The following is a 26496-nucleotide window of genomic DNA, read 5'->3' as shown; positions in this document are numbered from 1 at the left end:
TATCCTTTCTCTCGACAAAATAGTACTGTTTTAGTCATTTATTGGAAGTTACATTATATTTTTCGACCATTATCCAATCTTTTCCTTCTTAATAAAAAACATAAAAAAGAGCCCTTATTCTCAACACAAGGACTCTTTTCATAAACTATTTAGCTACCTCTTCTTTCGGCATTACCATACCTTTATAAAGTTGAACAGTTATCCAGTAATAAATGAAATAAATGACTAAGAAAATTCCTATTGGCACCCACACTTTTACAAACGGGTCAACTAATATAAAGCTGAATAAGTTAAGCCCTACTAAAACGTGAGAAATGCCAATGATCGCTGGGAAGATAAATAAATATGAAATTTCTTTATATATACTTTTCGTTAACATGCTACGTCTTACACCGATTTTTCGTAACATTTCATAACGGCGTACATCACGAGAAGCACCTGTTAATATTTTGAACATAAGGGAACTCGCCATCATTGCTAAAAAGGCAATTCCGAGGAAAAATCCCATAAACATTGTTCCGCTCATGAAGCTGTTCATAAACTGATAAATTGTCATTTTCGTAAATAAGTCTACCTTTTCACCTGTTACTTTTTCAATTTGTGCTTTTTGTCTCTTGTCTATTTCGATCAATAACAGTTTATATTTTTTCATATCATCTACTTTTGCTAATGTTACAGTGTGTTCTGTTCCTTGAATTCCTTTATAATGCTCTTCGTCTGCAATTCTTACTGGTTTTCCGTTAAATTGATTATGCGTAATTTGTATCTCTCTTACAACTGCGTCTTCCCAATCCTTTGGCATACGAGGGAATTTTACTAATTCAGGAGCCTCTAAAGCTGAATATATAGGTTCTGTTAAAGGTTCAGTCACACGTTTACGAACAGGTTCTTTTAACGTTTTTGTATCAAAATGGTCTGAAACAAGTGGTGGTTTCGCAGTTAAGTCGTTACGTAAATAATAAACCGCTTCTCCATCTACTTTATATTTGTACTTGCTTTCTTCAACAATTTCCATTTCTTTCAAGGCAGCTTTGTCTTGATCATTCGGATCATGAATTACAACATCATATACACGAGAAAAGTCTGTCATAATACCTACATTTTTTTGGAAAGCCATACCTGCCGTCATCGCACCTGCCCCTAATGCAATTAACATCGCTACAGTACCTAATACTCTCGATAAACTATTTACTCGAAAGCGTAGCTGTGCATATGTAAAACTATTTAGACCAGTTTCATTTCGTTTTTTATTCCCCTTAATTTTCATCACAAAAAATGGGAGTAATGAACTAAAGATAAAATATGTTCCAAGTGTTGTAACGATGGTTGCTATAATAAAACCTAATTCAGCATATATTTTTACATTGATCATAAAATAGTACCCTATACTTACTAGTAATACACCAAGTACTGTCATTATAATAATGCGAGTTTTACTTTTCTTCACTTCATCTAGTGTTTCATCTTCACGAATTAACTCTAGTTCAGTTTTACGTAACAATCGGACACTGTTCATTAAGCCAGTAATGAAAAATAGTATTAAGAAGAAAATAGCTGTAACTAAAATTGCTGGTGTGTATACAGATGCATAACTACCTTTTGCTGAAATTTCCATTCCATTCATTAAAAAGTTTCCTGCTACACTTGCAAGTAACATCCCTACTAAAATACCGATAATAATACTGACAATCCCCATACCGAATGTTTCAATAAATAATAACTGTGCTACTTTTTTCTTTTTTGCACCAAGCATCATGTACATACCGAGTTCTTTTCTTCTTAATGTGAGTAAGAAAGAGTTGGCATATATAATATAAAATACAGTAATGAAAGATAATAGTATTGCACCTACCCAGAATACGAGTCTAATACTACTAATAAGACTATTATCCTTCGTAAATTCACTATTCATCGCCATCGTTTGGAACATGTAAAAAATACTAATGCTAATAACGAGACCAATAAGTAAAACCATATAATCTTTTAACATCTTTTTCATACTATGACGTGATAATTTAAATAACATAGTTTCGCCCCCTACTTAGACTCAGCAGCTGAGCCCATATGAGCGAGCACACCTAAAATGTCTTGATAGAAATTCTCTCTAGTGCCTTGACGATTTAATTCTTTATAAAGAAGACCATCTTGAATAAATAAAATACGCTCACAATAACTTGCACTAAATGCATCGTGTGTAACCATCAAAATACTTACATTGTGATTTTCATGTAAATCTTGCATCGCTTCTAATAAACTTTTTGCGTTTTTACTATCAAGCGCACCTGTCGGTTCATCTGCTAATACAATTGCTGGATTATGTACTAAAGCTCTGGCCGCCGCTGTTCTTTGCTTTTGTCCTCCAGAAACAGCCGTCGGATATTTTGTTAAAATTTCGGTGATGCCTAATTTCTTCGCAACGTCATTTACCTTTCCAGTAATCTCACTTGACGGTACGCCTTGCAAAGAAAGTGGTAAAGCTATATTTTCATAAATTGATAAGTTTTCTAGAAGATTAAAATCTTGAAAAATGAAACCTAATTTTTGAGAGCGAAAATCAGATAACGCATTGCCCTTCATAGAAGTAATATTTGTACCAGCTATCGTCACACTACCACCTGTCGCTTGGTCAAGTGTACTTATCACATTAAGTAAAGTCGTTTTTCCAGACCCAGAAGGTCCCATGATCCCGACAAATTCTCCTTCTTTAATACTTAACGATACACCCCTTAATGCTTTTGACTGATTCTCATTTCTTTTCCCATACGTTTTTTCTACACTTTCTACAGTAACTACATTTGTTGACATCTCTTTCACTCCATCCCTTTTGTATAAAATTAATTTCTCACATATTTCTTATTATTTTGTCATGTGAATCCTTAAGAATTTTTTAATTATTCATTTAAGAAGAGTTACACCTGTAACATGAACCTTTTTCCTACTTCATATTCTCATTTTTCTACAACTCGTTCCCTCGATTTCGCTTACATTTACCTTACATTTTTGTAAGATAAAAAAGAAAACACACTAATTTCTAATAGTGTGTTTTCTTTACAATCAATATTTTCTATTCTTTATTTCTTCTTCAATACTTGCCACAAATACATCTAGCGCAATAACTTCTGACTTCTCTTCCCCATATTTACGTACATTTACAGCTCCGTTTTCCATTTCCTTATCCCCAATAACAAGAACATACGGTACTTTTTGCATTTGTGCTTCTCTTATTTTATATCCTAATTTTTCATCTCGTGCATCTTGTTCAACACGAACTCCAGCTTGTGCTAATTTATGTGCAATCTCATTGGCATATTGTTCATGTACTGCATTTGAAACTGGAATTACTTTCACTTGAACTGGTGCCACCCATGCCGGGAACGCACCTCCAAAGTGCTCAATTAATATTGCTAAGAAGCGATCTAATGACCCTAAAACTGCCCTGTGAATAACAACTGGTCTTTTCTTTTCATTATTTTCATCTATATAATTTAAATCAAATTTCTCTGGCATTTGGAAATCAAGCTGGATTGTTCCGCACTGGTGACTTCTATTTAAAGCATCTTTAATATGAAAATCAATTTTCGGCCCGTAAAATGCGCCATCACCTTCATTTAGTCTATATTTATAATTTAGCGATTGTAATACATTTTCTAATGCCGCTTCTGCTTGCTCCCATAATTTATCATCACCCATTGAATCTTCTGGACGAGTAGAAAGCTCTACTTCATACTCGAATCCAAAAGTTTTATATACGTAATCAATTTGCGCCATTACGGATTTGATTTCATCTTCAATTTGTTTTGGAGTTACAAATAAATGTGCATCATCTTGGCAGAAAGTACGTACTCTTAATAATCCGTTTAACGCACCACTAAATTCATGACGATGTACTTGACCAAATTCACACATACGAATCGGTAATTCACGATAAGAATGCAATTTATTTTTAAACATAAGCATGTGTCCTGGACAGTTCATCGGTTTTAATGCAAAACTTTTATTATCTACTTCAGAGAAATACATATTATCTTTATAATGTCCCCAGTGCCCTGATCTCTCCCATACTTCTTGGTTCATCATGAACGGAGTGCGTACTTCTTGATAATTGTACTCTTTTTGAATTTCTCTTAAAAATGCTTCCAATTCGTTACGAATCATTTGTCCTTTCGGTAAATAAAACGGCATTCCCGGAGCCTCTTCAGAAAACATAAATAACTCAAGCTCACTGCCTAACTTACGATGATTTCTTTTTGCTGCTTCTTCAACGAAATGTAAATACTCTTCTAATTCTTTTTGAGAAGAGAATGCAACACCATATATGCGCTGAAGCACTTGGTTATTACTATCACCTCGCCAATATGCACCGGAAACGTGAGTTAATTGAAATGCTTTCAAATAACCTGTAGATGGTAAATGTGGTCCTCTACATAAATCTACAAATTCACCTTGTTTATATAGTGTTACACTTTCCCCACTAGGAATTGCTTCTAAAAGTTCTAATTTCAAGCAGTCGTTCATTTCTTGAAACAGTTTAGCTGCTTCTTCTCGAGAAACCTCAACTCGTTCTATCTTTATATTTTCATTTATGATCTTTTTCATTTCTTTTTCGATTCTCCGTAAATCTTCTATGTTTACACTACTTGGAAGATCCATATCATAATAAAATCCATTTTCAATAACAGGTCCTACTCCAAGATTTATATCACCATACAATCTTTTTACAGCTTGCGCTAAAATATGTGCCGCGGAGTGTCTTGCAATTTCTACCCCTTCATTTGAATCTATAGTAATGATTTCCACTTCCGCATTTTCTTCAATATTTCGGCGTAAATCATATAATCCATCATTTACTTTCCCCGCGACTGCTTTCTTTTTCAAACTACTGCTAATGGATCCAGCAATTTCTTCTAAAGTAACTCCATTTACAAATTCTTTAACGCTACCATCTGGAAATTTAATTTCAATCATTTGTTCTTTCATTTTTCATCTCTCCATTTCATAATAAAAAGCACACTCATCCCTAAAATAGGGACGAGCGTGCTTTTACCCGTGGTTCCACCCAGATTCCCATTGTAAATATACAATGGCTTCTTTTACGGTAACGTCGTTTACACGGCACTAGATACTTCATTTCCCTAGTGCAGCTCTAAGGTGGTAAGTTATTTTTCTGCGTTAGGAAGTTCTCAGCTTTCCTTCCTTCTCTGTATAACCGGGGAAAATAACTCGTGTCCTTTTCTTCGCTTATTATGAAATTGAATGCAAAAAAGCATATTCATCCCTAAATATAGGGACGAATATGCTTATATCCGTGGTTCCACCCAGATTCCCATCACAAAAAACATAATGGCTTCTTTTGCGATAACGTCGCATACACGGCACTAGATACTTCATTTCCCTAGTGCAGCTCTAAGGTGGTAAGTTATTTTTCTGCGTTAGGAAGTTCTCAGCTTTCCTTCCTTCTCTGTATAACCGGGGAAAATAACTCGTGTCCTTTTCTTTGCTTTTTGTAAAACATCCATTTATTGTTATTTAATATATCTTATTCATTTTATTTTTGCAAGTGTTTAAAAAAATTATTTATTTAATTTAAAAAAGTGAAACCAATTTTTTTTGGTTTCACTTCACAATTTTACCAATCTTGTGGTTCGTAATTTAAGTCTGCAAATAGACGTCTTTTCTCTTTCTTCGTTAAATCTCTCCACTGCCCAACTGGTAAATTATTCAATTCGATATTCATAATTCTCGTACGTTTTAACGTGTATACTTGATAACCTAAAGCTTCACACATACGGCGAATTTGACGATTTAGCCCTTGTGTTAAAATAATTTGGAACTCATATTTTGATAACTGTGTAACCTCACAAGGAAGCGTTTTTGTTCCTAAAATTTTAACACCCGCTGCCATTTTCTCTAAGAAATCAGGTGTAATTGGCTTATCTACTGAAACGATATATTCTTTCTCATGTTTGTTTTCAGCACGTAAAATTTCATTAACAATATCACCATCATTCGTTAACAAAATTAAACCGTCTGAGTCTTTATCAAGACGTCCAATGTGACTAATTCGTAAAGGATGGTTCACTAAATCGATAATATTACCTTTTACTGATTTTTCACTCGTACATGTAATACCTACTGGTTTATTTAAAGCGATATATACGTGATCTCGAGCAATTCGAAGCTGCTCTCCATTTACTCGTACATCATCACCTGGGTTCACTTGGTCACCAATTTTTGCAACCTTACCGTTAATAATTACTCTTCTCTCATTAATTAGTTTATCCGCTCCACGTCGAGACGCTTTTCCAGCTTCACTAATAAATTTATTGATACGCAAATTAGGCACATCCTTTTCTAAAAAAAATTTCAAGCTCACACTGCTTCTACCGTACAATACAAAAGGGTAAGCCTCCTATTATAACTTAAATATATTAACATGAAAGGGTATATAACGTCTTCTATTAATTACTTGTTTATAAGAAAATATCTTTATTATACATTCATTTATGCACTTTTTCAGCGTTTAATATACAAGCCATTCTTCCTTACATACAGCTTGTTTTCCTTTTATCTCTTCTATCTCTTCATGAATATTAGCTAATTTATATAAACCTGGGAAAATCTCTTCCACATAATGTTGATGCGTCTTTTCATCTTTCCAATACGTTAACACTATGTAACGATTTTCATTTTTTAAAGACTTCCCAACTACTCCACCTAACATTCCTTTTGCTTTTTCCATTCCTTTATTCCAAATTGTTTCTTGCTTCTGTAAAAAATGATTTTCCTTTTCCACCTTTACATCACATATAGCAATTCTTACGAATGATCCTTCTGTAACAACGTCTTTCAAATGCGTATCAGTTATATCATACAACGTTTGAAATAATTCAATTTCACATGAAAGAAACGTATCCTCTTGATTACTATTTAAATAAATTGTATCGTGAGCACCATTCATAAATGATTGATATGTACTTCTATCTTCCCATAAAGTAAATACACATGCCTCATCTTCATACCATCCACCAAATTGTCCATGAAACCCATCTAGGTGCCGTATATCACGCCATTTTCCTTGCGCATTTGAAAACAATTCCTTTTTCTCTTCTTCCACCTTACAGTAGATTGTTTTTAGTAGCATTTTTAATTCCCCCTTATGATCCAATCCATTTCCCACTCGCCATACTTTCTATTTTTCCATATACACAAACATTAATTTTTTGTTATCAACTCCATTACTTAATCAAAATTTGATGCCCTCCGTAAATGTTGTAAGTTGATTACGAGAATACTTACCGTGTAAAAATACATCTAAAATATAAAAATTAAAATCTCTTACTTTGTTTTCTTATCCCAGTTATAGTTTACATAATATAATTATGTATTACTATTTATATCATTCAATAAAATATACTATTTTATTCTATACGCATACTATTTTAAATTCAAACAATTCAGAATTAAAATCCAAAAAAGATAGAAAGTAAACAATCCTACATTATCATCTACTCCCTATCTCTCTTATCATCAATTATTTTTCAAATAAATAATACGTAATTTCTCCTGGATAATGTAATACAGTTACCTTCCGCTCCTCTTTTTTAAAACTAACAGTATGCCCGTTTTCCCCTAAGTTCTCCCATCCATTTGCCTTTGTAATAGGCATTACACTTATATATTGATAGTCCTCTTCATTATCATCGTTAATATGGATTGCTGACATTGGCACTGGAAAATCTTTAATTTTAGATTCTTTGTCTACATATATGAGTGCAAATAAACCAACTAATAACATAGCCATTGAAATACTTAAAACCAGTTTTCTTCTATTCATTTTCACTAAAAACCCTCTTTTCTCGCATATAACTTTCATCATTTTACTAAATTTAATTATTCACGTATAGAAAAGACATAATTTAAATTATTTCTAACCTATTTTCTCTACTTTAAACAACATTATTGTTATATATTATAATTATAAGTTTTTAAATTTTGGAGGCGTTACATATTGCAGAAATTACTTTTTACTAAATGGACAGTTGTTATTTCTATTTTCATCATTTTTGGTACAATTTTCTACGTTACTAATGTTAATAATAACAGCGAAAAAGCAACTGTAGAAACAGCGGAGACAAAAACTTTCAAAACGAAATTACAACCTAAAATTAATGAATTGACTACTCATTATAATGACATCATCGAAAAAGATTGGTTACCTGCCTGGGAAGAGATTAACACGAATGGAGATTCAGTAGATCGAAATAAACTATTAGTTACAATGAGTGCTGTTTCCAAACAGTACGAAACAATTATGAACGAAATAGACACGCTTAAAATTGAAGAAAACATAACAGATATAGATATACAAAAACAACTACTTCAATTCACAACTCAGTTTAAATCCGCATCAAATTTCATGAAAAATGCAGCAAATTTAATTATAGACGGAGCAAATAACTCTACTCCAACCAATGAAACTATTGAAAAAACAAAACAAGCTTTAGGACTTGCGGATCAACATATTGTCATCGCTTTATCTACTTTAAATGAAGTTGAAGATAAATTAGGACTTACAAAAAAATAAAACTATTTACTATTTTAAAATAAAAAATGATTGCAATTCACAATTTGTATGTCTATAATGTTTTTATTGATTTACAATCAATGTGTTTATAAATTTTATAATTCGGATGAACCATTCAGGAGAAGGTCTATTGATCTACCGACGGGGCAAAAAGTTGTTATACCAACTTTGAAACTCTCAGGTCTTGGTTACAAGTAGAACTGCATGGGGACGAATCTCTGGAGAGACTCCCTCTCGCTTTCATAGAGCGCGGAGGAAAACGAGCACCGAAGGAGCAAATCCGCTACTTTAGCGGATAATCTCTCAGGTAAAAGGACAGAGACAAGCGAAAGAAAAAGCCGATTGTATCGGTTTATTTTTCTATCCCTTGTTTCTCCAGAGACCATTTCATTTACTTGAAGTGGTTTTTATTTTTTCTAAAAAAGGAGAATAAAGATGGAGACAGTAAGTAAAGTATTAGAACAACTAAATCAATACGTGTGGGGATTACCAACTTTGTTGCTACTCGTTGGAACAGGTATCATTCTCACAGTGCGTTTAAAAGGTTTACAGTTTAGTAAACTATTATACGCTCACAAACTAGCATTTAAAAAATCAGAAGATGCCTCTTCTTCTGGAGATATTAGTCACTTCCAAGCACTTATGACAGCTATGGCCGCAACGATTGGTATGGGAAATATAGCCGGTGTTGCAACAGCTGTTACAATTGGTGGTCCTGGTGCAATATTTTGGATGTGGATTACCGCTTTATTCGGTATGGCAACAAAGTATGCAGAGGCAATACTTGCAGTGAAATACCGTGTTAGTAATGAAAATGGTGAATATTCAGGTGGACCAATGTATTATTTAGAGCGTGGTTTAGGTAAGAAATGGCTTGCTATATTATTCGCTATATTTGGTACAACTGCTTCTTTCGGTATTGGTAATATGGTGCAATCTAATTCAGTTGCAGAGGCAATGCGAATTAATTTCTCTTTCCCTCCTGCTTTAACTGGTATAGTAATGTCATTTTTAATCGCAATTGTTATTTTAGGCGGTGTAAAAAAAATCGGGAAAGTGACGGGATATGTCGTTCCTATTAAAGCTTTCTTTTATATAATTGCTGGTCTTATCATTATTTTCTATCACTACGACCAAATTCCAGAAGCATTTTCACTTATTTTTTCTGGTGCATTTAATGGTACAGCAGCTGCTGGTGGTTTTATCGGGGCAACAGTTGCATCAGCTATCCAAATCGGAATGGCGCGTGGTGTATTTGCGAACGAAGCTGGTTTAGGGAGTGCACCAATTGCTGCTGCGGCTGCAAAAACTGATTCGCCTGCAAAGCAAGCTTTAGTTTCAATGACTGGTACTTTTCTAGATACGTTTATTGTATGTACAATTACAGGACTAGTATTAATCACTACAGGCGCTTGGAAATCTGGTAAAACTGGCGTTGAAGCTACAACACTTGCGTTCCAATCTGTATTTGGTACTGCTGGTAGTATGATTCTCGGTATCGCAATTATTTTATTTGCCTACTCTACTATTTTAGGTTGGTCGTATTATGGAGAAAAATGTGTAGCTTATTTATTCGGAGAAAGTGCAGTTAAATATTATAAAGCAATCTTTATTGTCATGATTGCAATTGGTGCTAATTTAAAGCTAGGAATCGTATGGACATTTGCTGATATTGCAAATGGACTTATGGCAATTCCAAACTTGATTGGTCTAATTGGATTAAGTAGTATTGTTGTTGCTGAAACGAATCGTTTTTTACAAGCAGAGAAATTGAAAGAAAATAATAAAAAACAGGCAAGTTAATCTATGAAAAAAGGAATGACTCATACATGATGAGCATTCCTTTTTTCATCCCCTCTTTTACTCAATTACTATCATTAAAAATATATTTATATCAATATTTACTCCTTTTTATTCCTCCAAAAGTTTTTCACATAAATGTCATAAATCGTATGGTCTAACTATATAGTTGAAAAGGAATGCGACATTAAAGTGTCGCTGAAAAACTCATCCAAGAAAAGGGAGGAAAAATCTTTTGAAAAACAAAATCATTGTTTTCCTATCTGTTTTATCATTTATTATTGGTGGTTTCTTCTTTAACACGAATACTTCAAGTGCTGAAACATCATCTACTGATTACGTTCCTAACCAATTAATCGTTAAGTTCAAACAAAATGCATCTTTAAGTAATGTGCAATCTTTTCATAAATCTGTCGGAGCTAATGTCTTATCTAAAGATGATAAGTTAGGTTTTGAAGTCGTACAATTTTCAAAAGGTACTGTAAAAGAAAAAATAAAGAGTTATAAAAATAATCCAGATGTGGAATATGCAGAACCGAATTATTACGTTCACGCCTTTTGGACTCCAAACGACCCATATTTTAATAATCAATATGGATTACAAAAGATTCAAGCTCCACAAGCTTGGGATAGCCAACGAAGTGATCCTGGTGTAAAAGTAGCTATTATTGATACAGGAGTTCAAGGCTCACACCCTGATTTGGCTTCGAAAGTAATTTACGGGCATGACTATGTTGATAACGACAATACATCTGATGATGGTAATGGTCATGGTACACATTGCGCTGGAATTACTGGAGCACTTACGAATAACAGCGTCGGAATTGCTGGTGTTGCCCCACAAACTTCAATTTATGCTGTCCGCGTATTAGATAATCAAGGAAGTGGTACTCTTGATGCTGTAGCGCAAGGTATTCGAGAAGCTGCTGATTCGGGTGCAAAAGTAATTAGTTTAAGTTTAGGAGCTCCAAATGGTGGTACTGCATTACAACAAGCCGTTCAATATGCATGGAATAAAGGCTCTGTTATAGTTGCAGCTGCTGGAAATGCTGGAAATACAAAAGCTAATTACCCTGCTTATTACAGCGAAGTAATTGCAGTTGCTTCTACAGATCAATCAGATAGAAAATCTTCATTCTCTACTTATGGTAGCTGGGTAGATGTTGCAGCACCAGGTTCAAATATATATTCAACATATAAAGGAAGTACGTATCAATCATTAAGTGGTACATCTATGGCAACACCTCATGTTGCAGGAGTCGCAGCTCTTTTAGCAAATCAAGGATATAGCAATACACAAATCCGCCAAATTATTGAGTCTACTACTGATAAAATTAGTGGTACAGGTACGTACTGGAAAAACGGTAGAGTCAATGCATATAAGGCTGTACAATACGCTAAGCAATTACAAGAAAATAAAGCTTCTTAATAAATAAAGTAAAATTTTAATCAGTCGATCTACCATTAATGCCGGATAAAATAGAAGGAGAGACTTCTACAATTAAAGCCTCTCCTTTTTACAAACTATATTACTCTCCCTGCTTTTTAACCATATGTAAATACAGTACAAAATCCATCATTGTTGACGAATGACCAAGTTGACGGATCATCGCTGTTATATTTCCTCTATGATATGTACCATGATTTACGACATGTTGCACTAATTCTAAAATCGAAGTTTCTAATTTCCCTACATATGGATTCTCAATAACAAATACAGCATTCACATCTTGTATTGTAATTAAAAACTCTTTATATTGATTTGCCATGTTTTCAAACATTTTTTCTAATTCATGTAACGATTTAGTTTCAATTTGTTTTCGTAAATCTTCTCGGTCTTGTATTGCTTCATCCATACTTTTACCATGCAATATATGTAACCACACTTGATCTGTAATATAAATATGCACAAAAGTATCCTTAATGGATGGGAATACACTCTGTATCTGCTCATTAAAAATCGTCTCATAGTTTGGTAACTCTTTTAATCGATTGAATAATCTAGTATTAGCCCAAGCATGGTAATCACACTGTTTTAATATATAATCTTTCAACTTATATTACCTCCTTATTGTATGAAACGAATGGTTTGTTTCTTCATTTCTGATTCTCTATCAGCCTTTGCAATCCCTTTTTCTTTCATTTCATGCTTATTTATCGTTTTATATTTTACATACGTATAAAATTCCGTTTGAAATGGAAATGGTGTAATCCGAATCGTTTCCTCGTCCACCCATTCAGCTTGAATAAGTTTCTCCTCTTTACTATTAAACATTTCTGTTCCTTCAAAACCATCTTTAAATAAGTCAATTTCATCTTTCTTTTTGACACCAGGCTTATTCATACATACGTATAAAGAAAGTTCATCACAAAACTTTAATAATCTATAATGTTTATCGAACATCGCAAACTGTTCCTTTGTTAACGTTTTCAAAATTCTTTTTTGTCGTTCTAATTCATGTTTATAAAATGACATCATCTCTTCATCTTCCTCGTTTAGTGGAAATGATAAAAAATGTTTACTACAAAGCAATGCCCCGTATGGATTAGAATTTTCAATTTCATTCAAACCAATCGTATAAAAAACAAAACGTAATGGGCTTGGACAATCCATAAATGTATATGGAATATTTTTAGCATCATTCAAAATTGGTACTTTATCAAGCTCTATCCATCCTCTGTCATGCTCATATATTGCATCAACTGTTTCTTTTAAATATGTTTTACTTTCAAAAAAGTCTTCTTTTATATGTTTTGCAATCTCTCCAGCTAAAAAACCATGATCATGTTGACGAATTAATATACTTTCCTTCTCATTTTTTTCACGAAAAATCATTCATATACTCCCCCTCATCCTCATATTAAAGCTTTTTATATGCATCGATTCTTAATTAATCCCTAAATAATAGAAGGGATTCAGTCTCTTGCAACGAAATTAACATAATTATATAGTATTCTATCTAATCATAGTGATAGCTTTATCTTTACTATCTATTATACTAAAACATTCATTCCAAAAATTTTTTTATGAGGTGAAAACATGAACAAAACAGAATTAATTAAAAACGTAGCTCAATCAGCTGATATTTCTCAAAAGGACGCTTCTGCAGCTGTACAATCCGTATTTGACACAATTGCTAATGCATTACAATCTGGAGATAAAGTTCAACTAATCGGTTTTGGAACTTTTGAAGTGCGCGAAAGATCTGCTCGTACAGGACGTAATCCGCAAACTGGCGAAGAAATTCAAATCGCCGCTGGTAAAGTTCCTGCATTTAAAGCAGGTAAAGAATTAAAAGAAGCTGTTAAATAAACAAGAAACCAGCCATTTTATAGGCTGGTTTCTTGTTTTTATTTAAGTAATTGCTTTATATTCTCTGCATGATACACTTCACAAATATAAAATACACATTTGCATTTACTTACAATTTGATACTTTCTAGTTGGATACACATTCGCTGTAACAGAACATCCATCAAACAATTCAATAATATTTCCAGATGGCTGATATCCTTCATATAATACATTTCTTCTTACTTCCATCTTTTCTATAAGCTTTTCAACAGGAATATTTCCACTCTCTAATTCACTCTTTATTGCGTCCGGTAAAAACGAAGTGTCTGCAAAAATTAGATTTTCAGATAACACCTTGCCTTTATAACTAACATTAGATACACGGTAAAGAAATGTTCCATCTTTATCAAAGAAATTCTTTGCTTCTTTCGGAATGTACTGTCTACCAAGTGCCTCTTGTTCAAGAACATCAAACTGAACTGTATCATTTAAAAGCTTTTCTAAAGCATGAATGGATGATGTATCTCCAGAAAATAAAATATTTTTAATTGCTTGTACGTTATAAGTGAATTCATTCTTTCTATTTTCCGCTACTAACATGAGGAACACCTCTTCTATAATTTTTTTATTTAAGATTTAAAAGTGCTGCCGCATCTAATTGCGTAATTTCAGTTACTTCCTTACTGAATATTGCAACAGAGGCCCTATAATCTAAACTAGGCTTTACATCTTCCATCATTGTATTATTTAATAACTCTTGTCTATCCTTAAAAACCAACAAGTTTGGAGGATCATTTGGAGCTGATACTGTAATATGTACTGGCGGAATCATTAGTCCTTCACCTGTCGCTTTCAGCACCGCTTCTTTTCGAGTCCAATATGTTAAAAATCCTTCTATTTTCTGTTCATTTGGCAGTTTCATAACTTGCGCTATTTCAATGTCTGTTAATACACCTTCTGCCATTTTCATAACATCTACATTTGGATTCATTTGTTCTACATCTATGCCAACAGGTGCAGATTTTGTAAAAGCAACGACAACCCACTCACCTGAATGTGAAACGGATAATTGCGGCATACCTTCTGGTAATTGTGGTCTTCCATGCTGCAATTTACATACTGAGCACATTCGATCAATTGGTACTTGGACTGGTGACATAGAAAGTATCTTACCGAGAACTAATCTACTTATTACGCAACCTATTATAAAACGAGCTCGATCTGCCGAATGGTGATACGAATTTGCTTTCTCTCGCTCTATATCATTTAGTAAATTGTAATGCCATGATTGTAAATCTGAAATTCTTGCCCACCATATTTGACAATCATTCTCATTCAAAGTTGGAATAGAATCTACAACTTTACTTTCTATCATGTAAACTCTCCTTTATTCAACGAATATCAATTTTCATAAGAAAGCATGCGTATATTGTTATTCATTGACAAGTACTTTCTCTTTTTCTGATACAGATAATGTTTTTTCTTTCTTCTTTGACATTACCTCTTTATCGGAAATACGTAAAGAAAATAGTAGTGCTATGAGCAAAAATATTGCTGATCCAATTAGTGCTGCTTGATATGGTAAAAAATCGAATTGAACGTTATTACTTCCAAAACCGGCTAGTATACTAGCTAAAACAGCTACTCCTATTGCTGAACCTAGTCGATTTTGCACATTGAATATAGTAGTAGCTCTCCCCATAGAAGGCGGCGTGATATTGTTAAAGGCAGAAAATTGAACCGCACCGACAGATTGACCTAAGAAAATACCGATACCAAACAATAATGCGCGGATTTGCCACGGATTCGTATCGTGATTTACAAAACTCAATAAAACAAATATAACCGCCGTACATATTAATCCAATAGAAATTACCTTTCGAGCTCCTAATTTCTTATATGACCATGGCACAATTTGTGAAGAAATCATTAATCCAATCGCCTCTGGAAATGTCGTAAGTCCTGATTCTAGCGCGGAAACTCCTATCACATTTTGATACATAAGTGGAAAAACAAATAACATTCCTAATAAACCGGCTGATGAAAATAATGATATAAGGCTCATCTTTCTAAAGACTGGTTCTTTTAATAAGCGTAAATCTAACATCGGTTGCTTTACTTTCAGTTCTACGATTATAAACAACGTAATGAATACACCCCCAGCTACCCCGGTACTCATAATTTCTGGAGAAATCCATCCTTTTGACGGTCCCTGGCTGAGTGCATATATGAGCATCGCAAATCCTGGTGCTGATAAAATAAAGCCGAGCGAATCAAAGCGACCAGCTGATTTTTCAACATGCTCTGCTAAAAATAGAAGTCCAAAGAGCAATGCAACGATTCCAAACGGTAGATTAATATAAAATACCCAACGCCAAGACATTTGATCTACAAAGAAACCACCGATGATAGGACCAACTGCTGGTGCTACAGCAATTGGCAGTACAATGAACCGGGAAATCTTCGGTCTTTCCTCTGGTGAAAATGTTCGGAATAACATCGCCATTCCGACCGGTGTTAAAAGCCCTCCACCAGCACCTTGAATGATACGGAAAATATTCAATGAAGTAATATCGTTAGCCATTCCGCATAAAGCAGAGGCAATTGTAAATACGAAAAGAGCAATTAAAAATACTCTTTTCGTACCAAAACGATCTCCTAACCAACCAGAAATCGGAAGGAAAACAGCTAAACTAACTAAATACCCAACATTCACCGTCCCCATTGCAGATGCAGGTACTTGTAGTTCCCTACTTATCGTTTGCAGTGCTACATTTACAATCGTTGCGTCCATCGCAGCCATAAACATCGCAGTTATATAAACGATACTTACAACTACTTTTGGATTTAGTTTTTCTTTCATTATCGTTTTCCTACTAATGTTTTTTCGCGAACTTGATTACCTTGTGGATTCAAATCTTTCCAGTTATATTCAACATATTCTAAGCAGCTCTGCCTACTAGCTTCTTCATATACGACATTCCAGCCAATAGGTACATCGAGAAAAGCAGGCCAGAGAGAATACTGGCCCTCCTCATTTATTAATACTTTATATGTGTAATTATCATTTTCAAATGGATTCGTCATACTCTACTTACCCCTTTCTTATTCTGCAAATATTTCGCTAATACTTGCCCAATTTCCGTAAGTGGACCTGGCTGACATAGATCTTTATGTCTACAATCAATATCGTGCTGCACAATTTGCCCGTCTAAATAATTTAGCCACGTATTTGGAGAAATAGGATCAAACCAGTCTGGTATAACAGTAGATCTAAAGAATAAGATATCTCCGTTATAAACTTTCGGTACATATTTCCCTAACAACCCTACTGAATTTACATATGTTTCTTTCAAGTTCAATATAGTCTCTTCTTCAAGACTTGCTAATGCACTTCCGTCTTTACGAAGGATTTCAACTGCACTTTCCATTGTAAGGGGTTTACCATCCATGTTATCTGGATCATATCCGCCTAAAGCAAGTAATGCAATTAACGCTTCCTCTTCAGTAGGCGCTTCCGTATTTGGTAAGAAGTGTCCAGGATAAGAATCAAGCATAACGAGTAATTCTACTTCTTCCCCTTCATTTTGTAGTTGCGCCGCCATTGCATGCACAACATTTCCTCCAAGCGACCAACCTAATAAACGATATGGTCCATAAGGCTGTACTTCACGAACATGTTTCAAGTAATCCGCCGCCATCTCCTCTAAACTTTTTGGAAGTTCTTCATTTTTAGCAATACCACGTGCTTGTACACCATAGATTGGATAATCTGTTCCTAAAGATTTCATAAGTCCTGCATAGCACCAACTTAATCCACCTGCTGGATGTACACAAAATAGTGGTAATTGATCCCCGCTTGCTCGTAATGGAAGCAACACATCAAGTGCACTTTGACCATTCCCCATCTCAAGTCTTTCAGCTAACCCTGCAACAGTCGGTGATGCAAATAAAGTACCAATGTTTAGTTCCACTCCAAGCGCCTCTTTCATGCGGCTCATAAGCTGCACTGCAAGGAGTGAATGACCACCAAGATCAAAGAATCCGTCATCAATTCCAATTTGAGGTACACTTAGCACTTCTGTAAACAAGTCACATAACATTTCTTCTTGCGGTGTTCTTGGACCACGACTAGAAGATGATGCGATAAATTCTGGAGCTGGCAATGCCTTTCTATCTAATTTACCGTTTGGAGTTAAAGGTAACTCATTTACTACTACAAAAGCGTATGGAACCATATAATCTGGTAAACTACCACTAGCAAACTGACGCATTTCATTCGTATCAATTGCTTCATTATTTGATGCAACGATATAAGAAACTAACCGTTTATCCCCTGGTTGATCTTCACGTACAATAACGGCTACTTGCTCAACTTTAGGGTGCTTCATTATGACTGCTTCTATTTCTCCTAATTCAATTCGGAATCCACGAATTTTGATTTGATGATCTGCACGTCCTATATAATCTAGCGTCCCATCATTACGCCAGCGAGCTAAGTCTCCTGTACGATACATTCTTGTACCTGGCTTGCTAAATGGATCTGCGATAAAGCGTTCAGCCGTTAATCCTGCTCTTCCTAAATATCCATGCGCAAGTCCTGCACCTGCAACATACATTTCTCCAACTACTCCAGGTGGGACTGGTTGTAAATAGTTGTCTAACACATACACTTTAAGGTCAGGTATACTGCACCCAATTAAACTATTTGCTCGTAAAGAGACGATAGTTTCATCTAATTCAATATAACTAACATGCACTGTCGTCTCCGTAATACCGTACATATTAATAAGCTTTGGTGCGTTATGAGGATGTCGACTATACCAATCTTCTAAGCGACTTAGCTCAAGTGCTTCTCCTCCAAAAACAACATATCGTAAAGATAATTTTTGGCCGATCTCTTCATTTTCACGATCTGCTTGCATCAATTGATAGAACGCTGATGGAGTTTGGTTTAAAACCGTAACCTTTTCTTTAACAAGAAGCTGTAAAAATTCTTTCGGCGAGCGACTTACAGTATGTGGAACTACAACTAAACGCCCTCCGTATAATAAAGGTCCCCAAATTTCCCAAACCGAGAAATCAAAAGCGTATGAATGGAACATCGTCCAAACATCGTTTCCGTCAAACTGGAACCAATGATCAGTTGCTCCTAAAAGTCTTACTACATTTTGATGAGGTATCATAACGCCTTTCGGTCTACCCGTTGAGCCTGACGTATAAATAACGTAAGCAATATGTGATGGAGATAATGGCTTAATTCGTTCCACTTCATCAATATTTTCTTCACTATATTTCTCAACTTCTGCTAGTACTTTCACATCATCAACTAAAACTTTTAGTGCCTCATCACATTCAATTTCCACTTCTGAATTCGTTAAAACACGTGATGGTTTCGCATCGTGTAGCATAAATGAAATACGGTCTGCTGGGTAATCTGGATCTAACGGAAGGTATCCAGCACCAGCTTTAAGAACAGCTAATAAGCTTACAACCATGTTTAATGATCTTGGCATCGCTAAAGCAACGAGTTGATCAGGACCAATCCCTTTTGCTATTAGGAATCGAGCTATTTTATTTGCTTTTCTATTTAACTCTTCATAAGTTAATTTCTTATCTTCAAAGACAACAGCAATAGAATTTGGATTTATATGAACCTGCTTTTCAAACAATTGTGGCAATGTCATTTCTGGTGCAATTTGAAAACCACCATTCCACTTTTCTAACACTGTATTTTTCTCTGCTACAGCTAATATTTCTAATGTGCCAATTGATCGATCCGGATTTGTAGCTGCATCATCTAATAACAAAATGAATCGTTCTATTAGTTTTTGAACCGTTTCACGTTTATATAAATCGGTACTAAACTCTAGTAATCCATGTAAACCGTTCGGAGTACCATCAACTCCGTTATTCTCACTAATTTCAAATGTTAAATCAAATTTTGCAGAACCGACGCTTTGAATTTCAAGGCTCGCTTCTAAATCTGGTACATGAAACGTTGCTTCTGGTGTATTTTGAAAAGCTAACATAACTTGAAACAACGGGTGGCTGTTTCGAGTACGTACTGGATTTAATACTTCAACAAGCCTTTCAAATGGAACATCTTGATTTTCATAAGCTGCAAGGTTTACCTGCTTCACTCTATTTAATAATTCTTTAAAACTTGGATCTCCTGAAGTATTTGTACGTAACACTAATGTATTTACAAATAAACCAACAATATCTGAAAGTACATCATCATTTCTTCCAGCAATCGGACTTCCAATGGGTATATCAGTGCCTGCACCTAATCTTGTAAATAGTGCACTAAGCCCTGCTTGCAATACCATAAACAAACTAACTCCATTCTCACGTGCAAGCTCTACTAACCTACTATGCATACCTTCATCTATATGAAAATGAATTGTTTCCCCGCGGTAACTCGTCTCAATTGGACGCTGGAAATCTGTAGGTAACTCCATTTGGTCTGGTAAACCTTTAAGTTCTTCTTTCCAAAAATCTAATTGTGTTGAAATAAGACTCTCTGGTGTCGTTTCATCACCTAGCAATTGCTGTTGCCAAAGTGCATAATCTGCGTATTGAACTGGAAGTGACTCCAGCTGAATTCTGTCCCCTTGACATCGCGCTTTATACGCCGCTGTAAAATCTCTCGTTAACGGCTGTAATGACCAGCCATCACCTACAATATGATGTAATAGAATTAATAATACATGTTCGTTTTCACTCACTGTAAAAAGTTGTAAACGAACTGCCGGCTCAAAATCGAGGTTAAAGCTATATCTTACCGCCTCTGAAAGTACACTTTCTAATTCATCTTTACATGTATTAGTTATAACCATTTCTAGATTTAAGTTTTCCATATCTAAAATTTTCTGATAGGAACTACCTAATACGTTAGGGAAAATTGTTCTAAGTGTTTCATGTTTCTCAACTACATCATAAAAAGCACCTTGTAATGCTTCCCGATTCAATATTCCATTCATACGAATGACTAGCGGAATATTATAAGTAGGACTTGGACCTTCTAAACAATTTAAGAACCATAACCTGCGCTGTGCAAATGAAAGTGGAACTTCATTTGGCCTACTTGCTTTCTGAATAGCTGGTCTTGCGCTTTTTGCATGGTTTAATTGTTTCGCCAGTTCGGCAACAGTTGGTGATTCAAATAGTTTCCCAATTCCTAATTCCACGCTTAACGTTTCACGAATTCTAGCCATTAAACGAGATGCGAGAAGTGAATGTCCACCCATTTCAAAGAAATTATCATCAATGCTAATTCGAGAGACACCAAGTACTTCTGCAAATAAATCACATAATATTTCTTCTTTCGGATTTCTAGCAACTCTCTCATTGTTCATTCCATTAAAATCAGGAGCAGGTAATTTCTTTCTATCCACCTTACCATTTGGCGTTAATGGTAATTCTTCTAGCACAACAAATGCTGATGGTATCATGTAATTCGCTAAACTTTCTGAAACATAAGAACGAATTTCTGAAAGATTAATCGGTTCCTTTTCTTCTGCAACGATATACGCAATGATGCGTTTATCATTTGCATGATCTTCTCGTACCATTACTACCGCTTGTTGAATATTTTTATGTCGTTGTAATACCGTTTCAATTTCAGCTAATTCAATTCGGAATCCACGAATTTTAATTTGATGATCTGCGCGACTAATGTACTCTAACGCACCATCACTACGCCATTTCACAAGATCTCCTGTACGGTACATGCGCTTCCCTGATTCTCCATAAGGATTTGCAACAAACCGTTCAGCTGTTAACTCAGGTTTTCCTAAATATCCGCTTGCAAGTCCTTCCCCTGCAATATATAATTCACCAATAGCTCCAGGTGGAACTGGTTGTAACCCTGCATCCAATACATACACTTCTGTATTGCAAATTGGTTTTCCAATAGGAGGTATACCCTTTTCACCTTCATCAATGTTCATGAAAGTAGACCAAATCGTCGTTTCAGTTGGTCCATATAAATTAGTTATTGAGCAACCTAATTCTCGTAATTTATTTGCTAAATGCGCTGGAAGAGCTTCACCACCAACAAGTATGCTTAGCCCTTGTAGCTTCTCTGGATAATCAGTTACTAACGCCTGCCAAAGCGTCGGTGTAGCCTGCATAATGGTCACTCTTTCTTCATGTAAAAGTGTCGTTAATGCAGAAGGCTCTTGTATGTCTTCTTTTTGCGCAATTGTTAAACTTGCACCACTAATAAGAGGTAAATAAATTTCTAGTGCAGAAATATCAAATGCAAACGTTGTAACTGCTAATAAATGATCATTTTCATTTAATGAAAACTTTTGTTGCATAGCCATTAAAAAGTTACTTAAACCTCTCATAGGAACAATTACACCTTTTGGGTTTCCTGTTGAGCCTGAAGTATATATTGTATAGGCTGGGTTTAACAGTGATACATCATTCTTACATGCTATATTCATACGAGAATATGTATGTAACGCTAGTTTCGTTTCTTCGTCATCTAATACAATTTTTTTCATATCCTTTTCTATAACTAACTTAGATGAAACAGATGAATGTGTTATGATACAAACTGGTTTTGCATCATTTACTATATAAGTAACTCTATCTGCTGGGTATTCTGGATCTATTGGTAAATACGCTGCACCAGCCTTTAAGACTGCTAGCATACTAACTACCATTTCTATTGATCTAGGGAATACTAAAGCTACAAACTGGTTTGGTCGTATTCCTTCTTCTACTAAATAATGTGCTAGTTCATTCGCTCGTTCATTTAGCTCTTTATACGTAAGGTTTACACCGTCACAAGTAATCGCTAGTTTATTGGGATTTTTTTGCACTTGTTTTTCAAATGATATAGGCAGACTGATTAACTCATCGTCTTCCTTCGTTTCATTCCATTCCAATAAAACTTTATGATTTTCTTCAGGCAGAGTAATGTTTATTTTTCCAATCGACTCGTTTTTCTCATAATTATTTACTACTAATTCAAATAGATTCATAAATCTTTCTTTATGCAATGCTAGCTCCGCGCCATTATATACTTCGGGATTCGCATCAAAATGAATCATTAGCTCATTTTGATCAAAACGTTTATATACATTTATTGATAAATCATCGACAGGTCCTGCTGATAAGTTATGCGTAATACCACGATTTCCAGCAAAGTTAAGCCCGTAATCAAAAGGCATAACATTCACTAACGGTCCAAACAACCTTTGATTTTCACCTAGTAACTTTAAGTCTCTTCTTAATTCCTCATGACGGTATTTATAATGGCGACGTACATCTCGGATTTCTTTAGAAACTTGTTGCAATAATTCTGCAAGAGTTATATTTGGAGTTACTGTAATACGAAGTGGAACTAAATTCATTACCATACTTGGTGTATGAATAGATACAGAACCTAGACGTCCCATCATCGGTAAACCTAAAACAATATCATTTTCACCTGTTAATTTATGCATATAAATACTTGTTATAGCGACAATGAATTCCGGCCAACTTGTTAACGAAATATTGATATCTTCTAGTAAAGTTTTCGTGCTAGAACTAGATAAATAAGCTGTTTCTCGTGAAAATCCATTTGATGTTCTCGGTGCTCGTTCTGCCAAACTTACAACTTCTGGTTCATCTGCATACTTTTCTAACCAAAAAATACGATCTTCCTGAAATTGTTTAGACTCACGATACTCAATATCTTCTTGCACGACTTTTGCAAGAGAACCAAATGGTTTTTCATTCTTGTTTGTTTCTTCTATAAGTGATGTATACTCATTCGCTACCTTTTGGCTAAGAAGTGAAAATCCATAGCCATCCATCACAATGTGATGGATGCGCTGATACCAAAAGAAACGATTATTTTCAACTTGAATAAGTGCTTCAGTAAATAAAGTATCTTTTTTCAAATCGACTGGCATAGATAAATCATTTTTCATCCATACTTTAGCAGCTTCTTCAGGATTTTCTTCTTTACGAACGTCAATAAAATGCATATGAAACTGTGATTCTTCAATAACTTGCCATGGGCCAATTTCATCCTCTTCGAAGCGAACATGAAGTGCTTCTGTTTCCATTACAACTTTACGTACAGCTAATTCAAAAATGTCTTGATGAATATTTCCGTTTATTTCTACATATTCCCCAGTATTATAAATTGGATTAAGCGGATCTAATTGTTGCGCAAACCACATACCAGACTGCGCAGATGATAACGAATGACGAATCTTTTGACTGTTAGGCATTCTTTACTACCCCTTTATTATGTAGTCTATTTGTTACAGCACCTGTGCTGTTTGTGAAGATAGTAAACTGTACCAACCTGCAACAGTTGGATGTTCTGCTAAATCTGCAAAAGTGATTTCTTTCCCTTCACGACGCCACTTCTCTACTAAACTCATAATTCTGACCGAATCAAGCCCTCTATTTAATAAGTCCTCATCAATATCAATACTCTCTACTGGCTCACGAAGTAGTTGTGCAACTAGTTCATGCACTTCCTGTATAGTGATTCCTTCACTCTCATCATCTTTTACACTTTGTAAATCGTTTAACAGTAGGTTTGTTGATGTCGTTACTGCACATCTATTAGATGCATACTCCAATGCTTGTTTATGATGCTCTAGTGAAAAATCAGCAACTGCATCTGCTACAAAGAACGGCTCTATACCATCCATAAATGCTTCACAAGCTGTTAAAAGACAGCCAATATGCGCATAAATACCGCAAATAATGAGTTGATCTTTTCCTTGTTCATTTAAAATTTCTAATAGATTTGTCTTTTTAAATGCACTATATCTCCATTTTGTTATGAATATATCATCCTCATCAGGAGTAAGTTCATCAACAATTTTCTTTTTATCTGGTCCAGCAGGTATACCGTCACCCCAAAAGTCTTGTAATAAACCTCGTTGTTCTAACGTTTGCCCACCAGGTTGTGCTGTATAAACAACTGGTATACCAAGTTCCTTACATTTTTCTCTTATCATTTTAATATTTGAAATAAGTTCTACTTTTGGTGATTCTTTATCGCTATATGCATCAAGAAAGTATTCTTGCATGTCATGAATTAAAAGTACTGCACGTTTCGGATCTGGTGTCCAATTCACTTTATTTTTTGGTAGTTCTGATTCAATTGGCATTTTATATACTGAAATAGATGGGATAGCCATCTAATCACTTCCTTCCGATTTTTATTATTGTTTTACTGTAATAAGTTTTTGAGCAATGACTTTACGTAGTTCTTTTTTGCTGACTTTTCCGACTCCTGTTTGCGGGAATGCTTCAATAAATTCAATTCGATCTGGAATTTTATAAGCCGCTATACCACGTTCTCTTAAAAACATTTTTAATTCACTTACTGCCGGAACTTGTCCGCGAACTATAACAAAAGCACAGGTGCGTTCACCTAAATAATCGTCAGGCATAGATACGATTGCTACGTCATGGATCGCATCGTGTGCTAATAGATGATTTTCAACTTCTTCCGCAGCAACTTTCTCACCACCACGGTTAATTTGATCTTTATCTCTTCCTTCTACAATGATGTATCCTTGTTCATTTACTTTTACAAGATCACCTGTGCGATAAAACCCATCCTTTGTAAATGATCGTGCATTATGCTCTTCAGCTTTATAGTAACCACGAATTGTATATGGACCTCGTGTTAATAAACTACCTACCTCGCCCGGTTGTACATCGTTGTCATTTTCATCAACAACTCGTACTTCATCGAGTGCAGACATTGGTCTACCTTGTGTATGAATAATAATTTCTTCCGGATCGTCTAATCTTGTATAGTTCACTAATCCTTCCGCCATACCGAATACTTGCTGTAACGTACATCCAAATGTAGGGCGTATACGTCTTGCAACCTCAGCGCTAAACTTAGCACCACCTACTTGAATAACCTCTAAGCTCGATAAATCGGCATTACGAGAAGATGCAGCATCAAGCCAAATCATTGCTAATGGCGGAACGAGCGCTGTAATTGTAACTTTTTCTTTTTCAATAAGAGCAAAGGCCTCATCTGGACTACCACCAGTTGCCAATACCACTTTTCCACCCGCATAGAAAGTTCCAAATGTCCCTGGAGAACTCATTGGGTAATTGTGTGCTACTGGAAGAACTGCCATATAGACGCTTTCTGCATTCAAATTACAAATTTCAGCGCTAACACGTAAACTATAAATATAGTCATCATGTGTTCTAGGAATTAATTTAGAAAGACCTGTTGTGCCTCCTGATAATTGGAGAAACGCAACATCACTTGGCTGAACTTCTGGTAATGAGACGGGATCCATATACAGATCATTTATGTTCACAAACTCTTCTTCTTCTCCCACTACAATTACATGTTGTAAAGTTGGCACTTTCTCTTTCACTTCTCTTGCTAGTTTTCGATAATCAAAACCGAGAGCCTTATCTGAAATAACGTAAGCGCTCGCCTCGCCAAAATCACAAAAATAACTAATTTCACTGCTTCGATGTGACGGCAGTGCAAAGACAGGAAGCGCTCCAATTCGAAATAGTGCAAAACATATTTCGAAAAACTCGATAATGTTAGGTAACTGGATTACAACTCTGTCCTCTTTCTTTATTCCTAAATTTAGTAAACCTGCTGCTAAACGATCTACCTTTTTATTAAGTTCACTATATGTTATATGCTTCTTACCACTTACAACCGCGATTTGATCTCCATATTTCTCAGCCCGCTCTCTTAACACTCCTCCAAATGTTTCACCAAGCCAACATCCTTCTTCTCGGTAACGATCGGCAAATTCTTTTGGCCATTCTGTATAACCTACTAGCATTCTTTCTTC

At 35.1% G+C, this 26496-nt stretch carries 19 protein-coding genes, 1 riboswitch and 2 other annotated features; of the genes, 4 read left to right on the top strand and 15 right to left on the bottom strand.

The window, feature by feature from the left end; all coding sequences use genetic code 11:
• Positions 1–145: 145 nt before the first annotated feature.
• From DN404_RS20610 to DN404_RS20585, 6 genes are all read right to left on the bottom strand, one after another.
• Positions 146–2026 carry an FtsX-like permease family protein gene (locus tag DN404_RS20610; protein ID WP_006918597.1) on the bottom strand — a complete coding sequence of 627 codons (1881 nt, stop codon included), beginning with the start codon at positions 2024–2026 and terminating at the stop codon, positions 146–148.
• An 11-nt stretch (positions 2027–2037) separates the two neighbouring features.
• Positions 2038–2805 carry an ABC transporter ATP-binding protein gene (locus DN404_RS20605; protein WP_000106426.1) on the bottom strand — a complete coding sequence of 256 codons (768 nt, stop codon included), beginning with the start codon at positions 2803–2805 and terminating at the stop codon, positions 2038–2040.
• A 249-nt stretch (positions 2806–3054) separates the two neighbouring features.
• A complete protein-coding gene (thrS, locus tag DN404_RS20600; protein WP_149215391.1) occupies positions 3055–4977 on the bottom strand; it encodes a threonine--tRNA ligase in 1923 nt (640 codons plus the stop codon).
• A 44-nt stretch (positions 4978–5021) separates the two neighbouring features.
• Positions 5022–5244, bottom strand: a binding site (T-box leader).
• A gap of 36 nt (positions 5245–5280) precedes the next feature.
• Positions 5281–5504: a binding site (T-box leader), on the bottom strand.
• A gap of 122 nt (positions 5505–5626) precedes the next feature.
• On the bottom strand, positions 5627–6334 hold the full coding sequence (gene rluF / locus DN404_RS20595) for a 23S rRNA pseudouridine(2604) synthase RluF (RefSeq protein ID WP_001222171.1): 708 nt from the start codon (positions 6332–6334) through the stop codon (positions 5627–5629).
• A gap of 186 nt (positions 6335–6520) precedes the next feature.
• Positions 6521–7141: a DUF4937 domain-containing protein gene (locus tag DN404_RS20590; protein ID WP_000925169.1), complete on the bottom strand. Its 621-nt coding sequence runs from the start codon at positions 7139–7141 to the stop codon at positions 6521–6523.
• A 390-nt stretch (positions 7142–7531) separates the two neighbouring features.
• A complete protein-coding gene (locus tag DN404_RS20585; RefSeq protein WP_048558420.1) occupies positions 7532–7876 on the bottom strand; it encodes a hypothetical protein in 345 nt (114 codons plus the stop codon).
• Positions 7877–8008: 132 nt separating this feature from the next.
• Here DN404_RS20585 and DN404_RS20580 point away from each other — a divergent pair, with 132 nt between their 5' ends.
• From DN404_RS20580 to DN404_RS20570, 3 genes are all read left to right on the top strand, one after another.
• Positions 8009–8584: a hypothetical protein gene (locus DN404_RS20580; RefSeq protein ID WP_001170892.1), complete on the top strand. Its 576-nt coding sequence runs from the start codon at positions 8009–8011 to the stop codon at positions 8582–8584.
• 208 nt (positions 8585–8792) lie between these two features.
• A riboswitch (glycine riboswitch) is annotated at positions 8793–8913 on the top strand.
• 106 nt (positions 8914–9019) lie between these two features.
• Positions 9020–10387, top strand: a complete 1368-nt coding sequence (locus DN404_RS20575; RefSeq protein WP_000451035.1) for an alanine/glycine:cation symporter family protein — start codon at positions 9020–9022, stop codon at positions 10385–10387.
• A 232-nt stretch (positions 10388–10619) separates the two neighbouring features.
• Positions 10620–11813: a S8 family peptidase gene (locus tag DN404_RS20570; RefSeq protein WP_000790937.1), complete on the top strand. Its 1194-nt coding sequence runs from the start codon at positions 10620–10622 to the stop codon at positions 11811–11813.
• Between the two features lie 100 nt (positions 11814–11913).
• Here DN404_RS20570 and DN404_RS20565 read toward each other — a convergent pair whose 3' ends face one another.
• Positions 11914–12438, bottom strand: a complete 525-nt coding sequence (locus DN404_RS20565) for a DinB family protein (protein WP_016122462.1) — start codon at positions 12436–12438, stop codon at positions 11914–11916.
• A gap of 14 nt (positions 12439–12452) precedes the next feature.
• Positions 12453–13220, bottom strand: a complete 768-nt coding sequence (locus DN404_RS20560; protein WP_006918586.1) for a DUF3891 family protein — start codon at positions 13218–13220, stop codon at positions 12453–12455.
• 204 nt (positions 13221–13424) lie between these two features.
• On the opposite strand from DN404_RS20560, the gene DN404_RS20555 reads away from it, so the two are divergent.
• Positions 13425–13697, top strand: coding sequence for an HU family DNA-binding protein (locus DN404_RS20555; RefSeq protein WP_001043905.1), 273 nt, complete (start codon positions 13425–13427; stop codon positions 13695–13697).
• Positions 13698–13735: 38 nt separating this feature from the next.
• Here the strand turns inward: DN404_RS20555 and DN404_RS20550 are convergent, their stop codons facing one another.
• The 7 genes from DN404_RS20550 to DN404_RS20520 are packed head-to-tail and all read right to left on the bottom strand — an operon-like array spanning position 13736 to position 26487.
• Positions 13736–14278 carry a hypothetical protein gene (locus DN404_RS20550; protein WP_000959125.1) on the bottom strand — a complete coding sequence of 181 codons (543 nt, stop codon included), beginning with the start codon at positions 14276–14278 and terminating at the stop codon, positions 13736–13738.
• A 25-nt stretch (positions 14279–14303) separates the two neighbouring features.
• Complete coding sequence (sfp, locus tag DN404_RS20545; RefSeq protein ID WP_006918580.1) at positions 14304–15053, bottom strand: 4'-phosphopantetheinyl transferase Sfp; 750 nt, start codon at positions 15051–15053, stop codon at positions 14304–14306.
• A gap of 57 nt (positions 15054–15110) precedes the next feature.
• Complete coding sequence (locus DN404_RS20540; protein WP_006918579.1) at positions 15111–16541, bottom strand: MDR family MFS transporter; 1431 nt, start codon at positions 16539–16541, stop codon at positions 15111–15113.
• Positions 16541–16765, bottom strand: a complete 225-nt coding sequence (locus tag DN404_RS20535) for an MbtH family protein (RefSeq protein ID WP_000184059.1) — start codon at positions 16763–16765, stop codon at positions 16541–16543. Before DN404_RS20535 ends, DN404_RS20540 begins: the two co-directional genes overlap by 1 nt.
• Positions 16762–23919 carry an amino acid adenylation domain-containing protein gene (locus DN404_RS20530; RefSeq protein ID WP_149215390.1) on the bottom strand — a complete coding sequence of 2386 codons (7158 nt, stop codon included), beginning with the start codon at positions 23917–23919 and terminating at the stop codon, positions 16762–16764. Before DN404_RS20530 ends, DN404_RS20535 begins: the two co-directional genes overlap by 4 nt.
• Before the next feature lie 33 nt (positions 23920–23952).
• Positions 23953–24846 (bottom strand): isochorismatase family protein, encoded by an 894-nt coding sequence (locus DN404_RS20525; RefSeq protein ID WP_098770214.1) that lies wholly within the window; start codon positions 24844–24846, stop codon positions 23953–23955.
• 24 nt (positions 24847–24870) lie between these two features.
• Positions 24871–26487 carry a (2,3-dihydroxybenzoyl)adenylate synthase gene (locus DN404_RS20520; protein WP_149215389.1) on the bottom strand — a complete coding sequence of 539 codons (1617 nt, stop codon included), beginning with the start codon at positions 26485–26487 and terminating at the stop codon, positions 24871–24873.
• Positions 26488–26496: the final 9 nt, after the last annotated feature.

Source organism: Bacillus sp. TE8-1 (assembly GCF_008368855.1).
Taxonomy (GTDB): domain Bacteria; phylum Bacillota; class Bacilli; order Bacillales; family Bacillaceae_G; genus Bacillus_A; species Bacillus_A cereus.
Note: the sequence above shows the minus strand (reverse complement) of the source record. Positions and strands in the feature narration are given on the sequence as shown.

What these genes read in the sequence shown, in the direction of transcription:
- DN404_RS20610 (WP_006918597.1), bottom strand. Translation starts at nt 2,026, where the DNA reads ATGTTATTTAAATTATCACGTCATAGTATGAAAAAGATGTTAAAAGAT.
- DN404_RS20605 (WP_000106426.1), bottom strand. Translation starts at nt 2,805, where the DNA reads ATGTCAACAAATGTAGTTACTGTAGAAAGTGTAGAAAAAACGTATGGG.
- thrS (WP_149215391.1), bottom strand. Translation starts at nt 4,977, where the DNA reads ATGAAAGAACAAATGATTGAAATTAAATTTCCAGATGGTAGCGTTAAA.
- DN404_RS20590 (WP_000925169.1), bottom strand. Translation starts at nt 7,141, where the DNA reads ATGCTACTAAAAACAATCTACTGTAAGGTGGAAGAAGAGAAAAAGGAA.
- DN404_RS20585 (WP_048558420.1), bottom strand. Translation starts at nt 7,876, where the DNA reads ATGATGAAAGTTATATGCGAGAAAAGAGGGTTTTTAGTGAAAATGAAT.
- DN404_RS20575 (WP_000451035.1), top strand. Translation starts at nt 9,020, where the DNA reads ATGGAGACAGTAAGTAAAGTATTAGAACAACTAAATCAATACGTGTGG.
- DN404_RS20560 (WP_006918586.1), bottom strand. Translation starts at nt 13,220, where the DNA reads ATGATTTTTCGTGAAAAAAATGAGAAGGAAAGTATATTAATTCGTCAA.
- DN404_RS20555 (WP_001043905.1), top strand. Translation starts at nt 13,425, where the DNA reads ATGAACAAAACAGAATTAATTAAAAACGTAGCTCAATCAGCTGATATT.
- DN404_RS20550 (WP_000959125.1), bottom strand. Translation starts at nt 14,278, where the DNA reads ATGTTAGTAGCGGAAAATAGAAAGAATGAATTCACTTATAACGTACAA.
- sfp (WP_006918580.1), bottom strand. Translation starts at nt 15,053, where the DNA reads ATGATAGAAAGTAAAGTTGTAGATTCTATTCCAACTTTGAATGAGAAT.
- DN404_RS20540 (WP_006918579.1), bottom strand. Translation starts at nt 16,541, where the DNA reads ATGAAAGAAAAACTAAATCCAAAAGTAGTTGTAAGTATCGTTTATATA.
- DN404_RS20535 (WP_000184059.1), bottom strand. Translation starts at nt 16,765, where the DNA reads ATGACGAATCCATTTGAAAATGATAATTACACATATAAAGTATTAATA.
- DN404_RS20530 (WP_149215390.1), bottom strand. Translation starts at nt 23,919, where the DNA reads ATGCCTAACAGTCAAAAGATTCGTCATTCGTTATCATCTGCGCAGTCT.
- DN404_RS20525 (WP_098770214.1), bottom strand. Translation starts at nt 24,846, where the DNA reads ATGGCTATCCCATCTATTTCAGTATATAAAATGCCAATTGAATCAGAA.
- DN404_RS20520 (WP_149215389.1), bottom strand. Translation starts at nt 26,487, where the DNA reads ATGCTAGTAGGTTATACAGAATGGCCAAAAGAATTTGCCGATCGTTAC.